This is a genomic window from Halanaerocella petrolearia, from assembly GCF_054657875.1.
The window spans coordinates 805,245-818,719 of sequence record NZ_BAAHXW010000002.1; the positions used below are offsets into that span (position 1 = coordinate 805,245).

The 13,475-nt window shown below is 30.7% G+C and carries 15 protein-coding genes; all 15 read left to right on the forward strand.

Going from position 1 to position 13,475, the window contains the following annotated elements; genetic code table 11:
- Positions 1-410 precede the first annotated feature (410 nt).
- The 15 genes from queA (at position 411) to ACYQ39_RS11305 (ending at position 13,442) form a co-directional block, all read left to right on the forward strand.
- Positions 411-1,436 (forward strand): tRNA preQ1(34) S-adenosylmethionine ribosyltransferase-isomerase QueA, encoded by a 1,026-nt coding sequence (gene queA, locus ACYQ39_RS11235; protein ID WP_459843099.1) that lies wholly within the window; start codon positions 411-413, stop codon positions 1,434-1,436.
- A gap of 139 nt (positions 1,437-1,575) precedes the next feature.
- Positions 1,576-2,691 carry a tRNA guanosine(34) transglycosylase Tgt gene (gene tgt, locus ACYQ39_RS11240; RefSeq protein WP_459843101.1) on the forward strand — a complete coding sequence of 372 codons (1,116 nt, stop codon included), beginning with the start codon at positions 1,576-1,578 and terminating at the stop codon, positions 2,689-2,691.
- Between the two features lie 192 nt (positions 2,692-2,883).
- Positions 2,884-3,180, forward strand: a complete 297-nt coding sequence (yajC, locus tag ACYQ39_RS11245) for a preprotein translocase subunit YajC (RefSeq protein ID WP_459843103.1) — start codon at positions 2,884-2,886, stop codon at positions 3,178-3,180.
- A 17-nt stretch (positions 3,181-3,197) separates the two neighbouring features.
- Positions 3,198-3,749, forward strand: a complete 552-nt coding sequence (gene lepB, locus ACYQ39_RS11250; protein WP_459843105.1) for a signal peptidase I — start codon at positions 3,198-3,200, stop codon at positions 3,747-3,749.
- Between the two features lie 70 nt (positions 3,750-3,819).
- The gene (locus ACYQ39_RS11255) at positions 3,820-5,034 is read left to right on the forward strand and encodes a methyl-accepting chemotaxis protein (protein WP_459843107.1); all 1,215 of its coding nucleotides are present in this window, start codon (positions 3,820-3,822) and stop codon (positions 5,032-5,034) included.
- Positions 5,035-5,187: 153 nt separating this feature from the next.
- A complete protein-coding gene (locus tag ACYQ39_RS11260) occupies positions 5,188-5,703 on the forward strand; it encodes a Na+/H+ antiporter subunit E (protein WP_459843109.1) in 516 nt (171 codons plus the stop codon).
- On the forward strand, positions 5,700-5,942 hold the full coding sequence (locus tag ACYQ39_RS11265; RefSeq protein WP_459843111.1) for an MrpF/PhaF family protein: 243 nt from the start codon (positions 5,700-5,702) through the stop codon (positions 5,940-5,942). The genes ACYQ39_RS11260 and ACYQ39_RS11265 overlap by 4 nt, the downstream gene beginning before the upstream one ends.
- A 25-nt stretch (positions 5,943-5,967) precedes the next feature.
- Entirely contained in the window at positions 5,968-6,303 is a 336-nt protein-coding gene (mnhG, locus tag ACYQ39_RS11270; protein WP_459844349.1) for a monovalent cation/H(+) antiporter subunit G, read from the forward strand.
- Positions 6,303-6,539, forward strand: a complete 237-nt coding sequence (locus ACYQ39_RS11275) for a Na(+)/H(+) antiporter subunit B (protein ID WP_459843113.1) — start codon at positions 6,303-6,305, stop codon at positions 6,537-6,539. The genes mnhG and ACYQ39_RS11275 overlap by 1 nt, the downstream gene beginning before the upstream one ends.
- Positions 6,536-7,240, forward strand: coding sequence for a hydrogen gas-evolving membrane-bound hydrogenase subunit E (gene mbhE, locus ACYQ39_RS11280; RefSeq protein WP_459843115.1), 705 nt, complete (start codon positions 6,536-6,538; stop codon positions 7,238-7,240). The genes ACYQ39_RS11275 and mbhE overlap by 4 nt, the downstream gene beginning before the upstream one ends.
- A 13-nt stretch (positions 7,241-7,253) precedes the next feature.
- Entirely contained in the window at positions 7,254-7,589 is a 336-nt protein-coding gene (locus ACYQ39_RS11285; protein WP_459843117.1) for a sodium:proton antiporter, read from the forward strand.
- Entirely contained in the window at positions 7,589-9,082 is a 1,494-nt protein-coding gene (locus tag ACYQ39_RS11290; RefSeq protein WP_459843119.1) for a complex I subunit 5 family protein, read from the forward strand. Before ACYQ39_RS11285 ends, ACYQ39_RS11290 begins: the two co-directional genes overlap by 1 nt.
- Positions 9,061-10,521, forward strand: a complete 1,461-nt coding sequence (locus tag ACYQ39_RS11295) for a complex I subunit 5 family protein (protein WP_459843120.1) — start codon at positions 9,061-9,063, stop codon at positions 10,519-10,521. The genes ACYQ39_RS11290 and ACYQ39_RS11295 overlap by 22 nt, the downstream gene beginning before the upstream one ends.
- Before the next feature lie 11 nt (positions 10,522-10,532).
- On the forward strand, positions 10,533-12,092 hold the full coding sequence (locus ACYQ39_RS11300) for a proton-conducting transporter transmembrane domain-containing protein (RefSeq protein WP_459843122.1): 1,560 nt from the start codon (positions 10,533-10,535) through the stop codon (positions 12,090-12,092).
- A 306-nt stretch (positions 12,093-12,398) separates the two neighbouring features.
- A complete protein-coding gene (locus ACYQ39_RS11305; protein WP_459843124.1) occupies positions 12,399-13,442 on the forward strand; it encodes a Fe(3+) ABC transporter substrate-binding protein in 1,044 nt (347 codons plus the stop codon).
- The last annotated feature ends 33 nt before the right edge of the window (positions 13,443-13,475 follow it).

A 13,475-nucleotide genomic window follows, 5' to 3' on the forward strand; every position in this document is an offset into this window, starting at 1 on the left:
TTCGAGATAATTCTGTAATTCAGGTTGAGGTTAAGGCTGAGGCTGAGTAAATCCAAAATCATAAATGTTTAAAGATTTTGATTTTAAATAAGAAAAACAATGCGCCCTTTTATTTAAGAATAATAGTTAATATATGAATTAAGGGTATTTAATACAATCTATTATTTTTTTTAATAGTAGGAAGCATAACTTGTTTTTCAAAGAGATCTTTTGGTAGCTTTTATAGCCCTAGATAAAAGCTACTCGGAAAAAGGCTGGTAAGCCTTTCCGAAATAGCTTTTGAATTCAATTTTTTAAGCTACTTTTTACTAAAAAGTAAAGCATTATCTCGAAAATTAATAACTTATTCAATTGAATAAGTTATGATAAACTATAATTATATACTATAAACTAAGTTTGGAGGCATTAAGATGAAAGTAGAAGAATTTGATTTTGATCTACCAGAAGAGTTAATTGCTCAACAACCAGTTGAACCCCGAGATGAGTCACAGTTAATGGTTGTTAATCGAGCCGAAGATAAACTTGAACACAATACTTTCAAAGATATTGTTGATTATTTTCAACCAGGAGATGCTTTAGTTAGAAATAATACTAAAGTAATTCCTGCCCGTTTATTTGGTCATAAAGAAGAAACTGGAGGAAAAGTTGAGTTTTTATTATTGAATCGAGTTAAACTTGACACCTGGGAAACTTTAGTCAAAGCAAATGGTAAGGTGAGAGTAGGAACTAGAATAGTCTTTGGTGAAGGAAAGTTAGTTGCTAAAGTAAAAGATGTAACTGATTTTGGTGGACGAGTAGTTGAGTTTGAACATGAAGGGGTCTTTGAAGAGATTCTTGATGAGTTAGGTAGTATGCCTCTACCACCATATATTAAAGAAAAGTTAGAGAACCCTGATAAGTATCAGACTGTCTATGCTGAAAAGAGAGGTGCAGCAGCAGCTCCAACAGCTGGTCTACATTTTACAGATTCTTTATTAAATGCATTAAAAGATAAGGGTGTCAAGATTATTGATATTACTTTACATGTTGGATTAGGTACCTTTAGACCAGTAAAAGTCGATGATATAGAAGAACATGATATGCACTCTGAATACTATGAAGTTTCAGAGGAAGCTGCTCAGTTAATCAATGAGACTAAAGAGAAAGGTAATCGTGTCTTTGCTGTAGGTACTACAACAACTCGTACTTTAGAGACAGTTGCTAATGAAGATGGGAAGATAAATGCAGGGAAAGGTTGGACAGATATCTTTATCTATCCAGGTTATGATTTTAAAGGAATTAATGCTCTGATTACTAACTTCCATCTTCCTAAGTCCACACTAATTATGATGGTATCTGCTTTTGCTGGGCGAAAACTGACTATGAAAGCTTATCAAACAGCTATTGAGAGAGAATATAGATTCTATAGTCTAGGTGATGGGATGTTAATAATATAGTTTACAGTTAACAGTTTACAGTGTACAGTTAGAACCAAAGAATAATTAATAAAGAATAGATAAGTTATAATGAAGATTAAGTAGAGTTAGCTTTGTAATAGTCTAATTTTAGAGCAAATGAAAAATTGGAGGGAATAAAATGTCATTTGAATATGAATTAGAGAAGACATGTTGTGATACTAAGGCACGAGTTGGCGAGCTATCAACTCCACATGGTAAGATTGATACCCCAATCTTTATGCCAGTAGGTACTAAAGCTACAGTTAAGAGTATGAGTCCAGAAGAGTTAGAAGATATTGGGTCACAGATTATTTTGAGTAATACTTATCATTTATACCTTAGACCAGGCCATGAATTGATAGAAGAAGCTGGTGGTTTACATGAATTTATGAATTGGGATCATCCAATTCTAACTGATAGTGGTGGTTTCCAAGTCTTTAGCTTAGGTGATATGAATGAGATTACTGAGAAAGGAGTTGAATTTAAGTCTCATCTTGATGGTTCTAAGCATTTTATTAGTCCAGAAAAATCTATTGAGATTCAGATGAGTCTAGGGGCTGATATTATTATGGCCTTTGATGAGTGTCCACCATATCCAGCTGAAAGAGATTATGTTGACCAGTCATTAGAACGGACAACAAGATGGTTAAAAAGATGTATAAAGGCCCATACTAGAGGTGACCAAGCTTTATTTGGGATTATGCAAGGAGGAATGTATAAGGATTTAAGAGAGAAGAGTGCCCAACAGATTACTGAATTTGATCTACCAGGATATGCAATTGGTGGTTTGAGTGTAGGAGAACCGAAAGAGGAGATGTTAGAAGTTCTTGATTATGCTCCTGATCTATTACCTGAAAATAAACCGCGTTATTTAATGGGGGTTGGAACTCCATATGATTTATTTGAAGCAGTGATGCGAGGAGTAGACATGTTTGACTGTGTCTTCCCAACACGAGTAGCTCGTAATGGAGCAGTCTTTACTAGTCATGGTCGAATTACAGTTCGGAATGCCCAGTATAAGAAGGACTTTACACCAATGGATCCTGAATGTGACTGTTATGCCTGTCGTAATTATACAAGAGGATATATTAGACATTTGATTAAGCGTAATGAGATTTTGGGATTGAGATTAACTACTTATCATAATCTATATTTCTTATTAAACTTAATGGAAAAGATTAGAGAAGCTATTAAAGATGATAGATTTTTAGAATATAGAGCCGAATTTTATGATAAATATGGATTAGAGGTTTAGAAATTTACTGGAAAAGACAGGATTTTATATTTGTTTCTTGAATATATAACTAAGTAAGGGATTTCATGATTCTGATATGGAATCCCTATTTGTATCAGGAAGGAGTGTAAGTAGATTCTAAATCTTAATTTTTAGAAGTTTGGTTTCACTTACACTGACTTTTACATTCATATCTAACAAGGAGGAATAAAAATGTTGAAGATAGTAGCTAGTATTGCCCCATGGATTATTATGTTTGCTATTTTTTGGTTTGTATTTATTAGACCACAGAAGAAGAAACAACAGGAATATCAAGAAATGATAAAAGAGCTACAACGAGGAGATAAAGTAGTGACTATTGGTGGAATTAAGGCTACAATTACTGAAGTTAAAGATGATGGATTTGAATTGCGAATTGCACCTGAAGTCAAAGTTGATGTAACCCAAAGAGCAATTGGTAGTCTAGTAGATAAAAAGGAAGAGGAAGTGGAATTAGAAGAAGCAGAATAGATTAGGAGGATAGGAGATTGATTAATAAAGAAACAGTCAAAGAATTTATAGAATCAGTTATTATTGCAGGGGTTTTAGCCTTCTTTATTATAACTTTTGTTATTCAGTCTTTTGTAGTACAAGGACATTCAATGGATGATACTTTACATAATGGAGAACGATTATTTGTTAATAAGTTTATTTATAATTTTCAGTCACCTGAACGAGGGGACATTATAGTATTAGAGCCTAAAGGTGATCTAGGACGAAAATATATTAAGCGAGTAATTGGCCTACCAGGTGATAAACTAGAGATTGTAGCTGGTAATCTCTTTATTAATGACCATCGTGTAAAAGAAGATTATATTCTTGAGACAATGTATGGAAACTATGGCCCTTATCATGTGCCTAAAGGTCATGTTTTTGTTATGGGAGATAACCGAAATCATAGTTCTGATAGTAGAATGACTTCTTTGGTAGGTTATGTACCTTATGATGCTATCAGTGGTCAAGCGTTTTGGGTTTATTGGCCCTTGACTAATATGCGGGTAATTAATGATGTTACTTATCCGAAACTGAGTAACAAATAATAGTCTGTTAGAAATTGTGAATTCTATATAAAGTTTATATTAGTGAAAAATTTAGCTTAGGGGGGATAAAGTGAAAAGGCTATATAATAAATTGAATTTAAAACAAAAGTTTATTTTAGTGGTTGTGTCTTTAGTTGTATTTCCATTGATTCTTACTACGATAGTACAGCACTATGAAGCTAGTAAGTTGTTCTCTCATCCAGAAATAGCAAAAGCATTTCAAGATATAACAGATAAAAATATGGCTACTATAGGGCAAGAAAGATTATTGGTCAGTATAGTTAGTATAGTTGTTATAGGAACAGTTGCTGGATTAATTGCATGGTGGTTTGCTAAACGATTTGTTGCTCCAATTGAAAATTTGGTATCTGTAATGAATAAAAAAGCAGAAGGAAATTTAGATGTTAAGTTAGACATTGAAAGAGAAGATGAATTAGGAATGTTAGCTGATACTTTCAATCAAAATACTAAAAAACAAAGAAAATTAATGGCTGATATTTTAGGGTATACTGAAGATTTATCAGCTTATAGTGAAGAGTTATCAGCTTCTTCTGAAGAAGGAAATGCTACAGTTGAAGAGACTAATCAGAACTTACAGGAAGTTATCAGTGGTTTACAACAGATAGCTGCTACTACTCAAGAAGTCAACGGTTTAGCTGAGGAAACTAGTAATCAAGCCGAATTTGGTAGTAATAATATTAAAGAGACAGTTGATAGTATGAAAGATATCGATCAAGCAGTAGGGAAGACAGTAGGTGTGATTAATGAATTAAATGCAAATTCACAAGAGATTGGACAGATTGTAGAGTTGATTACTAATATAGCAGAACAGACCAATTTATTAGCTTTAAATGCAGCTATAGAGGCGGCTAGAGCTGGAGATCATGGTCAGGGGTTTGCGGTTGTAGCAGAAGAGATTCGTGAGTTAGCTGAAGAGACATCTCAAGCTACTGAAAAAATAGATAATTTGGTTAAAGAAACACAAAACAAATCTGAAGCTGGATTAAAAGCAATCAAGCAAGTAGAAGTTAAGTCTAAAGAAGGTAAAGCTGTAGCACAAGAGACTGGAGAAGTATTTGGTCAGATTGAGGGTTCAATTCAAGAGACCTCAGATCAGATAGAACAGACTGCTATTGCAATTGAACAATTAGAAGATAATAGTGAACAGGTAATACAAGCTTCTAATGAAGTTGAAAATATGTCTGAAGAAGTAACTAATTCAGCTCAGGAATTATCAACAATGTCACAAAAATTACAGCAGTTAATAGAAGAATATAAGTTTTAACTCTTTACCTAGCCAATCTGGCTAGGTTTTTTATTTTATAGGTTATAAATTATTATTTTAAAGTATAAGTAGAGGACTATTAACGTATTTTATGGAATATATTAAGTAAGTTTAAATTTAGGTTATAAAAATTAATTTTTTAGGGAGGAAAAGATGAAAGTAGTAGATAAAGAAGATTTGTTTGCATTTATTATATTATATGCTGTCTGGATTGCCTTGTCTGGTAACTTATCTTTTAGTTCTTTAATATTAGGGTTAATTATAACTGGAACTATAGAATTTGTTATTGTACATAGTTCTTTTACTCGAGTATTGTCTAAAAAGTTTATTACAAAATCTTTGTTTTTTATTTTGTATAGTATTTTTGTAGCTATAGAAGTAGTTATAGCAAGTTATAAGGTAGCATATTATGTGATCAATCCTAACTCATCATTTAAATCTGGAATTGTGAAGGTTCCTATTAAATTAGGAAGAAAGGATAAGTTAATAAAATTAACTATTCTAGCTAATACAATTACTTTAACTCCTGGAACAGTAACAATAGATTCAGATATTAATAGCAAAGGGCTATATGTTCATTGGTTAAATATAAAATCTGATGATAATAAGGAAATTAGAGGGTTAATATTAGGTAATTTTGAAAAGATTATTAGGAGGATATTTGAATGATAGAAATTATAATAATAACAATCCTAATTTCAGTTTTATTAACATTCTATAGAGTTATAAAAGGGCCAACTGTCTTTGATAGAATTGTTGCAGCAGATTCAATTGGAATTATGTTTTTATTAGTTTTAGTATTATTAAGCTTGTATTTTAAACGAGAGATTTTTCTTGATGTAGCTATAGTTTATGCTTTACTGTTATTTATGGATGTATTAATTATGGCTAAATATTTTAGAAGATAAGGGAGGGTTTAAAATTATCCAACCAATTGGTTATTTTCTTGTTCTTAATGGTACCTTTTTCTTTTTAATTACTGCTATTGGTATGATCAGATTTGAAGATTTTTATATTAAGTTACATATTGGTTCTAAATGTTTAACTGGTGGGGGAGTCTCAATTCTGTTAGGGATTATTCTGCTTAAAGGTTGGTCACTTTATTCTTTAAAGTTAGGGCTAATAATTATATTTTTAATTACTACTAATCCAATTACTACTCATGCTATTGCCCGAGCAGGTTATTATGACCAAGGTAATGAAAATGAAACTTCTGATCAATTAGTTAGAGATGATTTAAAAGAAAAAAAGGTTGGTGAATTACAGTAATGGAACTTATAGTTTATATATTACTATTAATTGTTTTATTATCAGCCTTTTTTGCAGTGCTTTCTAGTAATTTAATTAATTCAGTTATTGGTTTATCTATTCTTAGTTCGAGTTTAGTTATTCTATTTGTAATCTTGCAAGCTCCAGATGTAGCTTTAGCTGAGGTTGTAATTGCTAGTGGTATCACTACAGGACTCTTTATAATTACTATTGATAAGACAGGAGGAAGACAATGAGGAAAGCTTATGTGATAGCCTTAGTTCTTATATTGGGAATAGTACTGCTGGCTAATTTCTCTTCTGTTCTACCAGAATCTCATAAAGTGGTTAATAAAGATTCTATCAGTAATTATTATATTGAACAAGGAGTTAAAGATACTGGTTCTATTAATTTAGTTACTGCTATTTTATTTGATTATCGAGCCTTTGATACTTTAGGAGAGGCAACAGTTATTTTGGTTGTTGTTTCTACTATATCTCTACTGGCAGGAAGAAGGAGACCTATTGCAGCTTATGATAACTTTTCTCCTATTGTTTACCAGAGTATAAGCTTGATTGTTCCTTTTTTATATATATTAGGCTTTTATTTAATCTTTTATGGTCATTTATCTCCTGGTGGTGGTTTCACAGGAGGAGTAATTATAGCTACTATCTTTATTTTATTAACAATTACTTACGGTTTAAGACATGACCCAGAAGAAAAGACTCTAAAAAAGAAATCTTTATTAGAGAAACTTGGGGCACTAGGATTTGTTCTGGCCGGGTTATTAGGAATAATAATGGGTAGTCAATTTCTATCTAATAGTCAAGCTGGATTTAATTTAGGAACTCCTGGGAAGTTGATGAGTGCTGGAATTATTCCGATCTTAAATTTATTGGTAGGACTCAAAGTAGGTGCTGGATTATCAATTATATTTATCCGTTTAATAAAGGAATAAAGGAGGAACTAGAGTGAAAGTAATCTATTTTACAGTAATCATTCTCTTCTCTTTAGGTTTATATACAGTCTTAACCTATAAAAATTTAATCAAAATAATTATAGGGATTAATGTTATGGAGAGCTCTCTAATTTTATTGTTACTTACTGTAGGTTATAAACCAGAAGGAACAGCTCCAATTATTGATCAGCATTATCAAACTATTGTTGATCCCATTCCACAATCTTTGGCTCTAACAGCAATTGTAATCGGGGCCAGTATGACTGCTTTAATGTTATTTTTAACAGTAAAACTTAACAAAAAGTATAATACCTTGGATATTAGTGAAATTAGGAGGCTGAGTGGTTAATGGAACCTATCTGGCTTTTATTAATCCCTTTAATAACTGCATTTAGTCTATTTATTATTGATTTATATTCTGCTAAGCTTATGAGAATAGTTACAGTTATTAGTGGAGGAGTTAATTTATTATTAGCAATTAATACTTTATTAGAGGTTATAAAGAACCCTGTTGTATATAATTTAAGTGGTTGGAATTCTAAACTTGGCATTAACCTAGTTATAGATCCTTTGAGTGGAATATTGATAACTTTAATTACTTTCATTTCTCTAGGAATTATTTACTATTCTCTAGATTATATTAGAGAATCGCAAAGAAAGTATTATATGTTATTATTATTATTAATTACTGGAATGATAGGTTTAGTAGCTACAGGTGATTTATTTAATTTATATGTTTTTGTAGAACTAACTTCAATTACTTCTTATGCCTTAGTAGCCTTTGAAAAGAAGGATATTTCTATTGAAGCAAGTTTTAAATATATGATTTTAGGTTCTATTAGTGGTGTATTAGTGTTATTAGCCATTATACTAATTTATCATAGTACTGGAACCTTAAATTTGGCCCAGTTGGTTGTGCAAAGTCAATCTATTCCAGAGATTACAAAAAAGATAATCTTAGCTCTATTTATAGTTGGATTTGGGACTAAATTTGCTTTAGTTCCGTTACATAGTTGGTTGCCAGATGCTCACCCAGCAGCTCCATCTCCGATTAGTGCTTTACTGTCTGGAGTTGTAATTAAAGTTTATTTATATGCTTTACTAAGGAATTTATTTACGTTATTTAGACTACAAGAGTTATTAGCATTGGATTTAGATATTATATTAACTTATATTGGAGTAGTGACTTTACTTGTAGGACATTTACTTGCTTATCAACAGAAGAACTTAAAAAGGGTTTTGGCTTATTCAAGCATCTCTCAAATTGGTTATATTATGATAGGAATTGGATTATTTAATGTGGCAGGACTAGAGGCAAGTGTATATCATATAATTAATCATGCTGTAGTTAAAGGATTATTATTTTTAACTGCTGGTATCTTTGTTTTTAAAACTGGAAAGAGTAATATCTATGATTTAAAGGGAATAGCATATCAGTTACCTCTTAATTCTTTTATCTTTACTATTGCTGCTTTAAATATAGTGGGTTTGCCTCCTTTCAATTCTTTTATCAGTAAGTGGTTGTTGACTAATGCTGCTATAGAGGCTAACTTTATAATACCGGCAGCTTTTATTCCACTTGGTAGTATTCTATCCTTAATTTATTATCTGAAGATTATTAGGTTGCTATATACTAATTTAGACTATCAAGCTAAAATTATAGCAGTATCTTTAAGATTAGTATTACCTACAGTCTGTTTATCAATTGCTTGTTTATTATTGGCTTTTCAACCAAAGTTAGTATTAATTACTATTAAGCAGATATCCAAGTTTCTATTAGAGCCAAGCAATTATTCTAAATTATTGTTAGGAGGAGAAAAATGGGCCTTATTATCTGGGTGATAATCTTACCATTACTGATAGCTTTTTCTTTAGGATTAGTAAAGTTTTATTTTAAGAAGTATATTAATATTATTTTAATGTTAGGCTCTACACTTCATCTGCTTTTAGTATTCAAAGTAGTTGCTAAGGCAATAAAAGAACCTCTAATTTATAATTTAGGTGGCTGGAATTCATCACTAGGAATCAGTCTTGTAGTTGATTCTTTTTCAGCTTTATTTGTTTTATTAATTGGGATTTTATCATATATAGTGATAATTTATTCTATAAGTTATATTCAAAAGAGTAGTATTAAATATTATATTCTTATTTTATTATTGCTGACTGGGGCTATGGGAATGGTCTTAACAGGTGATTTATTTAATCTATATGTCTTTTTTGAAATAGTATCTATCACATCTTATGCTTTGACTGCTCTAAGTAGAGAAGATAAGAATATTGAAGCTTCTTTCAAATACTTAATATTGGGTTCAATTAGTGGAATATTTATTTTATTGGCTACAATCTTAGTTTATTCTTCTACTGGAACATTAAATTTGGCCCAAGTGGCTATTAAATTTAAAAGTGTATCGAATATGATTCAAGTTACTATTATAGTCTTTTATTTATTCGGTTTTGCTACTAAGTTTGCTCTTATTCCTTTACATAGTTGGCTAGTAGATGCTTATAGTAATGCTTTAGTTACATTTAGCACGTTATCGTCAGGTGTTGTAATTAAAACTTCATTATATGCTCTTATGAGAATCATGTATTTATTTTATGGAGTTGAGTTTATAAAAGCTAATTTAACTACTCTTCTAATTTATTGGGGGGCAGTTACTTTCTTGGTAGCACATTTATTGGCTAATCAACAGGATACTTTAAGACGATTATTAGGTTATTCTAGTATTGCACATATGGGATATATTATTATGGCATTTGCAGTAGGAAATAATAAAGGTATTATAGCAGGAAATTATCATTTGCTTAATCATATAGTAATGAAAGGTACTCTCTTTTTAGCTACTGGTATTTTTATCTATAATATTAAGAGTGATAGACTGGAGGACATTAAAGGAATAGCTTGGAATTTACCCTATATATCAATGTCATTTACTATAGCAGCTTTAGCTATTATTGGGTTACCTCCTTTTAATGGATTTATAAGTAAATGGTTAATTGTGCAGGCTGTTTTGGAAGCTGATTATGTAATTCCCGCTTTTTTAATTTTAGTTGGTAGTTTATGGTCATTAATTTATTATTTAAAAGTAATTGTTAAGATATATAGTCAGTCTAACAATCGATCTAATCTGACATTGATACCTTGGAATTTAAAAGTTCCTACTTTAATATTATCGCTTTCATGTTTATTATTAGGGATATTTCCTAATTTCTTTTTTCAATTTATAATAGAAACTTCAGAAGCTCTTATTAATAGAAGTTTTTATATTAACTTATTTTAGGGAGGGTATTTATGGCTAATCCAGGATTGATCTATTTCTTTGGTGCTTTGCTGTTATATTTTACAGAAGATAAATTGAGACAGTTGTTAGCAATAGCTAATTCTTTGTTAGTAATAGGCATAATTTATAATTTATCAATTACACAAGAGTTGGTAGTGCCTTTTTTAGATTTCGATTTGGTCTTATTAAATGTAACTAATATTAGTAAATTAGTAGGATTAGTTTTTGCTTTTTTTGGACTCTGTAGTACTATTTACTCTTTACAAGTAGCAGATACAAAATATTATATATTATCTCAAATCTATATAGGGGCTTCAGTAGCTATTTTATTTGTAGGAGATTTCTTCTCTTTTTATATCTTCTGGGAAATTATGACTATTAGTTCTTATTTTTTAATCTTTAATAAGCAGAAACCAATTACTAAACAGACAAGTTATTATTATTTTATGATGCATATGGTAGGGGCAGTTAGTCTGTTATGGGGGATATTATTACAGTATAATGCTACAGAAAGTATAGTATTGACTAGTGTAGAATATGGACTACCTTTCTTTGTTTTAGCTGTAGGTATTAAATTGGCCTTTATTGGTTTACATACTTGGTTACCTAAAAACTATGCTAATGTTCCTTTTTATATTAGTGTGGTATTGTCGGCTTATACTACCAAGGTAGGAGTATATGCTTTATATCGTTTATTAGGTGAAGTCAATTTAAGTTATGCCGGAGTTATTACTGCTATCTTAGGAGTGTTTTTGGCTCTTAAACAGACTAAAGTGCGAAAGTTATTATCTTATCATATTATTAGTCAGATAGGTTATATGATTACTGCAATTGGAGTTGGAACTTCGCTTGGTATGGCAGGTGGAATTCTTCATTTAGTTAATAATGTTTTGTATAAAGGGTTATTATTTATGGTTATTGGAGTAGTTATTTATACAACAGAAAAAGAAGACTTAGTTGATCTAGGTGGATTATATAAAAAACTGCCATTAACTACTTGTTATGCTCTAGTAGCAGCCTTATCAATTGCTGGAGTTCCTATCTTTAGTGGTCATATCAGTAAATTATTAATCAAAAAAGGAGTCAGTAATCCTATTTTGACTTGGGGATTATATCTAGCAGGAATTGGAACCTCGCTATCTTTCTTAAAGGTAACTTACTTTGCTTTTTTTAGAGAAAATGATCAGGAGATAAAGGTTAAACAGAGACCAAGTAATTCAATGTTATTAGGTATGGGAGTAATTACAGTTGTAATTATGGTAATTGGAATTAAGCCTGGTCTAGTAACTAGCTTTTTTAATCAAAAGATTAAGTTGAAACCTTTTTCACTCTATTATATCTGGAAGTCTTTGCAACCAACTTTGCTGGCCTTAGTTATATTTAAGTTGGCCCATGATTTGATAGAACCTCATCCTCATTCAGAAAGTAATATAGACTACTATCCTATGTTAGGGAAAGCTTTTGATTATATAGGGGCCAACTTAAGTAAAGCACATAACGGTGACTTGAGTAGATATATATTATGGTTATTATCTACTTTAGTATTCTTATTAGTCAAATTTTTAATTTGACTTTTAATTTCTTCCACAAAAAAGGAAAAGTCTTCCTGGCTTTTCCTGCCCTCGTTACCTTTATATTTAATTTTAAAACGAAAAGATTTGTTTGTTAGAAAACTTTAATTAAATATCATATCTTAATTAATTCTTAATATATAAAGTAAATAAAGAAGTAAAATCAAATCTTGACAGATTAGATATGTTTTACTATAATTTATTATGAAACTGAAAATTACTTTCAATTTCATTTATGAGTTAATTTATATTATTTTAATAAAAGTATAAATTAAAGAATTAAATTAAGAGGAGATGATGACGTCAATGAGAAAATCATTATTTGTATTAGCTTTGGTTTTAATCCTAAGTACAGTTATAGTTTCAACAGCTTCGGCTGGCTTTTTTGATTTTTTATTAGGCGAAGATAAAGGTGTGGTTAATGTTTATACTAGTAGGCATTATGAGGCTGACGAGAATTTATATAAACAATTTGAAGAAGAAACAGGTATTAAGGTAAATGTGTTAAAAGGTCGTGCTGATGCATTAATTGAAAGAATAGAAAGAGGCGGTCAATCTACATCAGCTGATGTATTAATTACTTCTGATGCTGGTAGATTACATCGGGCCAAGACAAAAGATCTATTACAGCCTGTTAATAGTAAGGAATTATTTAATAATATACCAGCTAACCTAAGAGATCAAGGTAATCAGTGGTTTGGACTAACTGTTCGTGCTAGAATTATAGCTTATGCAAAAGATAGAGTAGATATATCAAAATTATCTACATATGAAGACCTGACAGATAAGAGATGGCAAGATAGAATATTAGCAAGAACTTCATTAAATATCTATAATCAATCTTTATTAGCTTCTTTTATTACTTTAAAAGGTGAGAAAGCTGCTAAAGAATGGGCGGCAGGAATTGTAAATAATATGGCTAGAAGACCTAAAGGCAATGATACAGCTCAAGCTACAGCTGTTGCTGCAGGTGTTGGTGATTTAGCAATTATGAATACTTATTACCTAGGAAGAATGTTAAACTCTTCTAATCCAGAAGAAGTAGAAGCAGCAGAAAAGCTAGGAGTCTTCTTTCCAGAGAAGACACATATTAACGTAAGTGGAATTGGTCTCACTAAATATGCTAAACATAAAGAGAATGCTATTAAATTAATAGAATTCTTATCAAGTAAGAAAGCACAAAAAATATTTGCTAATGCTAATTATGAATATCCTGCAAATCAAGATGTAGAAGCTTCAGATTTATTAAAATCATGGGGTGACTTTGAAGCTCAGGATATCAATTTAACTAAATTAGGAGAATACAACCAGCAAGCAGTTAAAATCTTTAATAAAGTAGGATGGCAATAATTAATCTTAAAAAAGCAGTCAATTAATTGACTG

What these genes read in the sequence shown, in the direction of transcription:
- queA (WP_459843099.1), top strand. Translation starts at nt 411, where the DNA reads ATGAAAGTAGAAGAATTTGATTTTGATCTACCAGAAGAGTTAATTGCT.
- tgt (WP_459843101.1), top strand. Translation starts at nt 1,576, where the DNA reads ATGTCATTTGAATATGAATTAGAGAAGACATGTTGTGATACTAAGGCA.
- yajC (WP_459843103.1), top strand. Translation starts at nt 2,884, where the DNA reads ATGTTGAAGATAGTAGCTAGTATTGCCCCATGGATTATTATGTTTGCT.
- ACYQ39_RS11260 (WP_459843109.1), top strand. Translation starts at nt 5,188, where the DNA reads ATGAAAGTAGTAGATAAAGAAGATTTGTTTGCATTTATTATATTATAT.
- ACYQ39_RS11265 (WP_459843111.1), top strand. Translation starts at nt 5,700, where the DNA reads ATGATAGAAATTATAATAATAACAATCCTAATTTCAGTTTTATTAACA.
- ACYQ39_RS11275 (WP_459843113.1), top strand. Translation starts at nt 6,303, where the DNA reads ATGGAACTTATAGTTTATATATTACTATTAATTGTTTTATTATCAGCC.
- mbhE (WP_459843115.1), top strand. Translation starts at nt 6,536, where the DNA reads ATGAGGAAAGCTTATGTGATAGCCTTAGTTCTTATATTGGGAATAGTA.
- ACYQ39_RS11290 (WP_459843119.1), top strand. Translation starts at nt 7,589, where the DNA reads ATGGAACCTATCTGGCTTTTATTAATCCCTTTAATAACTGCATTTAGT.
- ACYQ39_RS11295 (WP_459843120.1), top strand. Translation starts at nt 9,061, where the DNA reads ATGGGCCTTATTATCTGGGTGATAATCTTACCATTACTGATAGCTTTT.
- ACYQ39_RS11300 (WP_459843122.1), top strand. Translation starts at nt 10,533, where the DNA reads ATGGCTAATCCAGGATTGATCTATTTCTTTGGTGCTTTGCTGTTATAT.
- ACYQ39_RS11305 (WP_459843124.1), top strand. Translation starts at nt 12,399, where the DNA reads ATGAGAAAATCATTATTTGTATTAGCTTTGGTTTTAATCCTAAGTACA.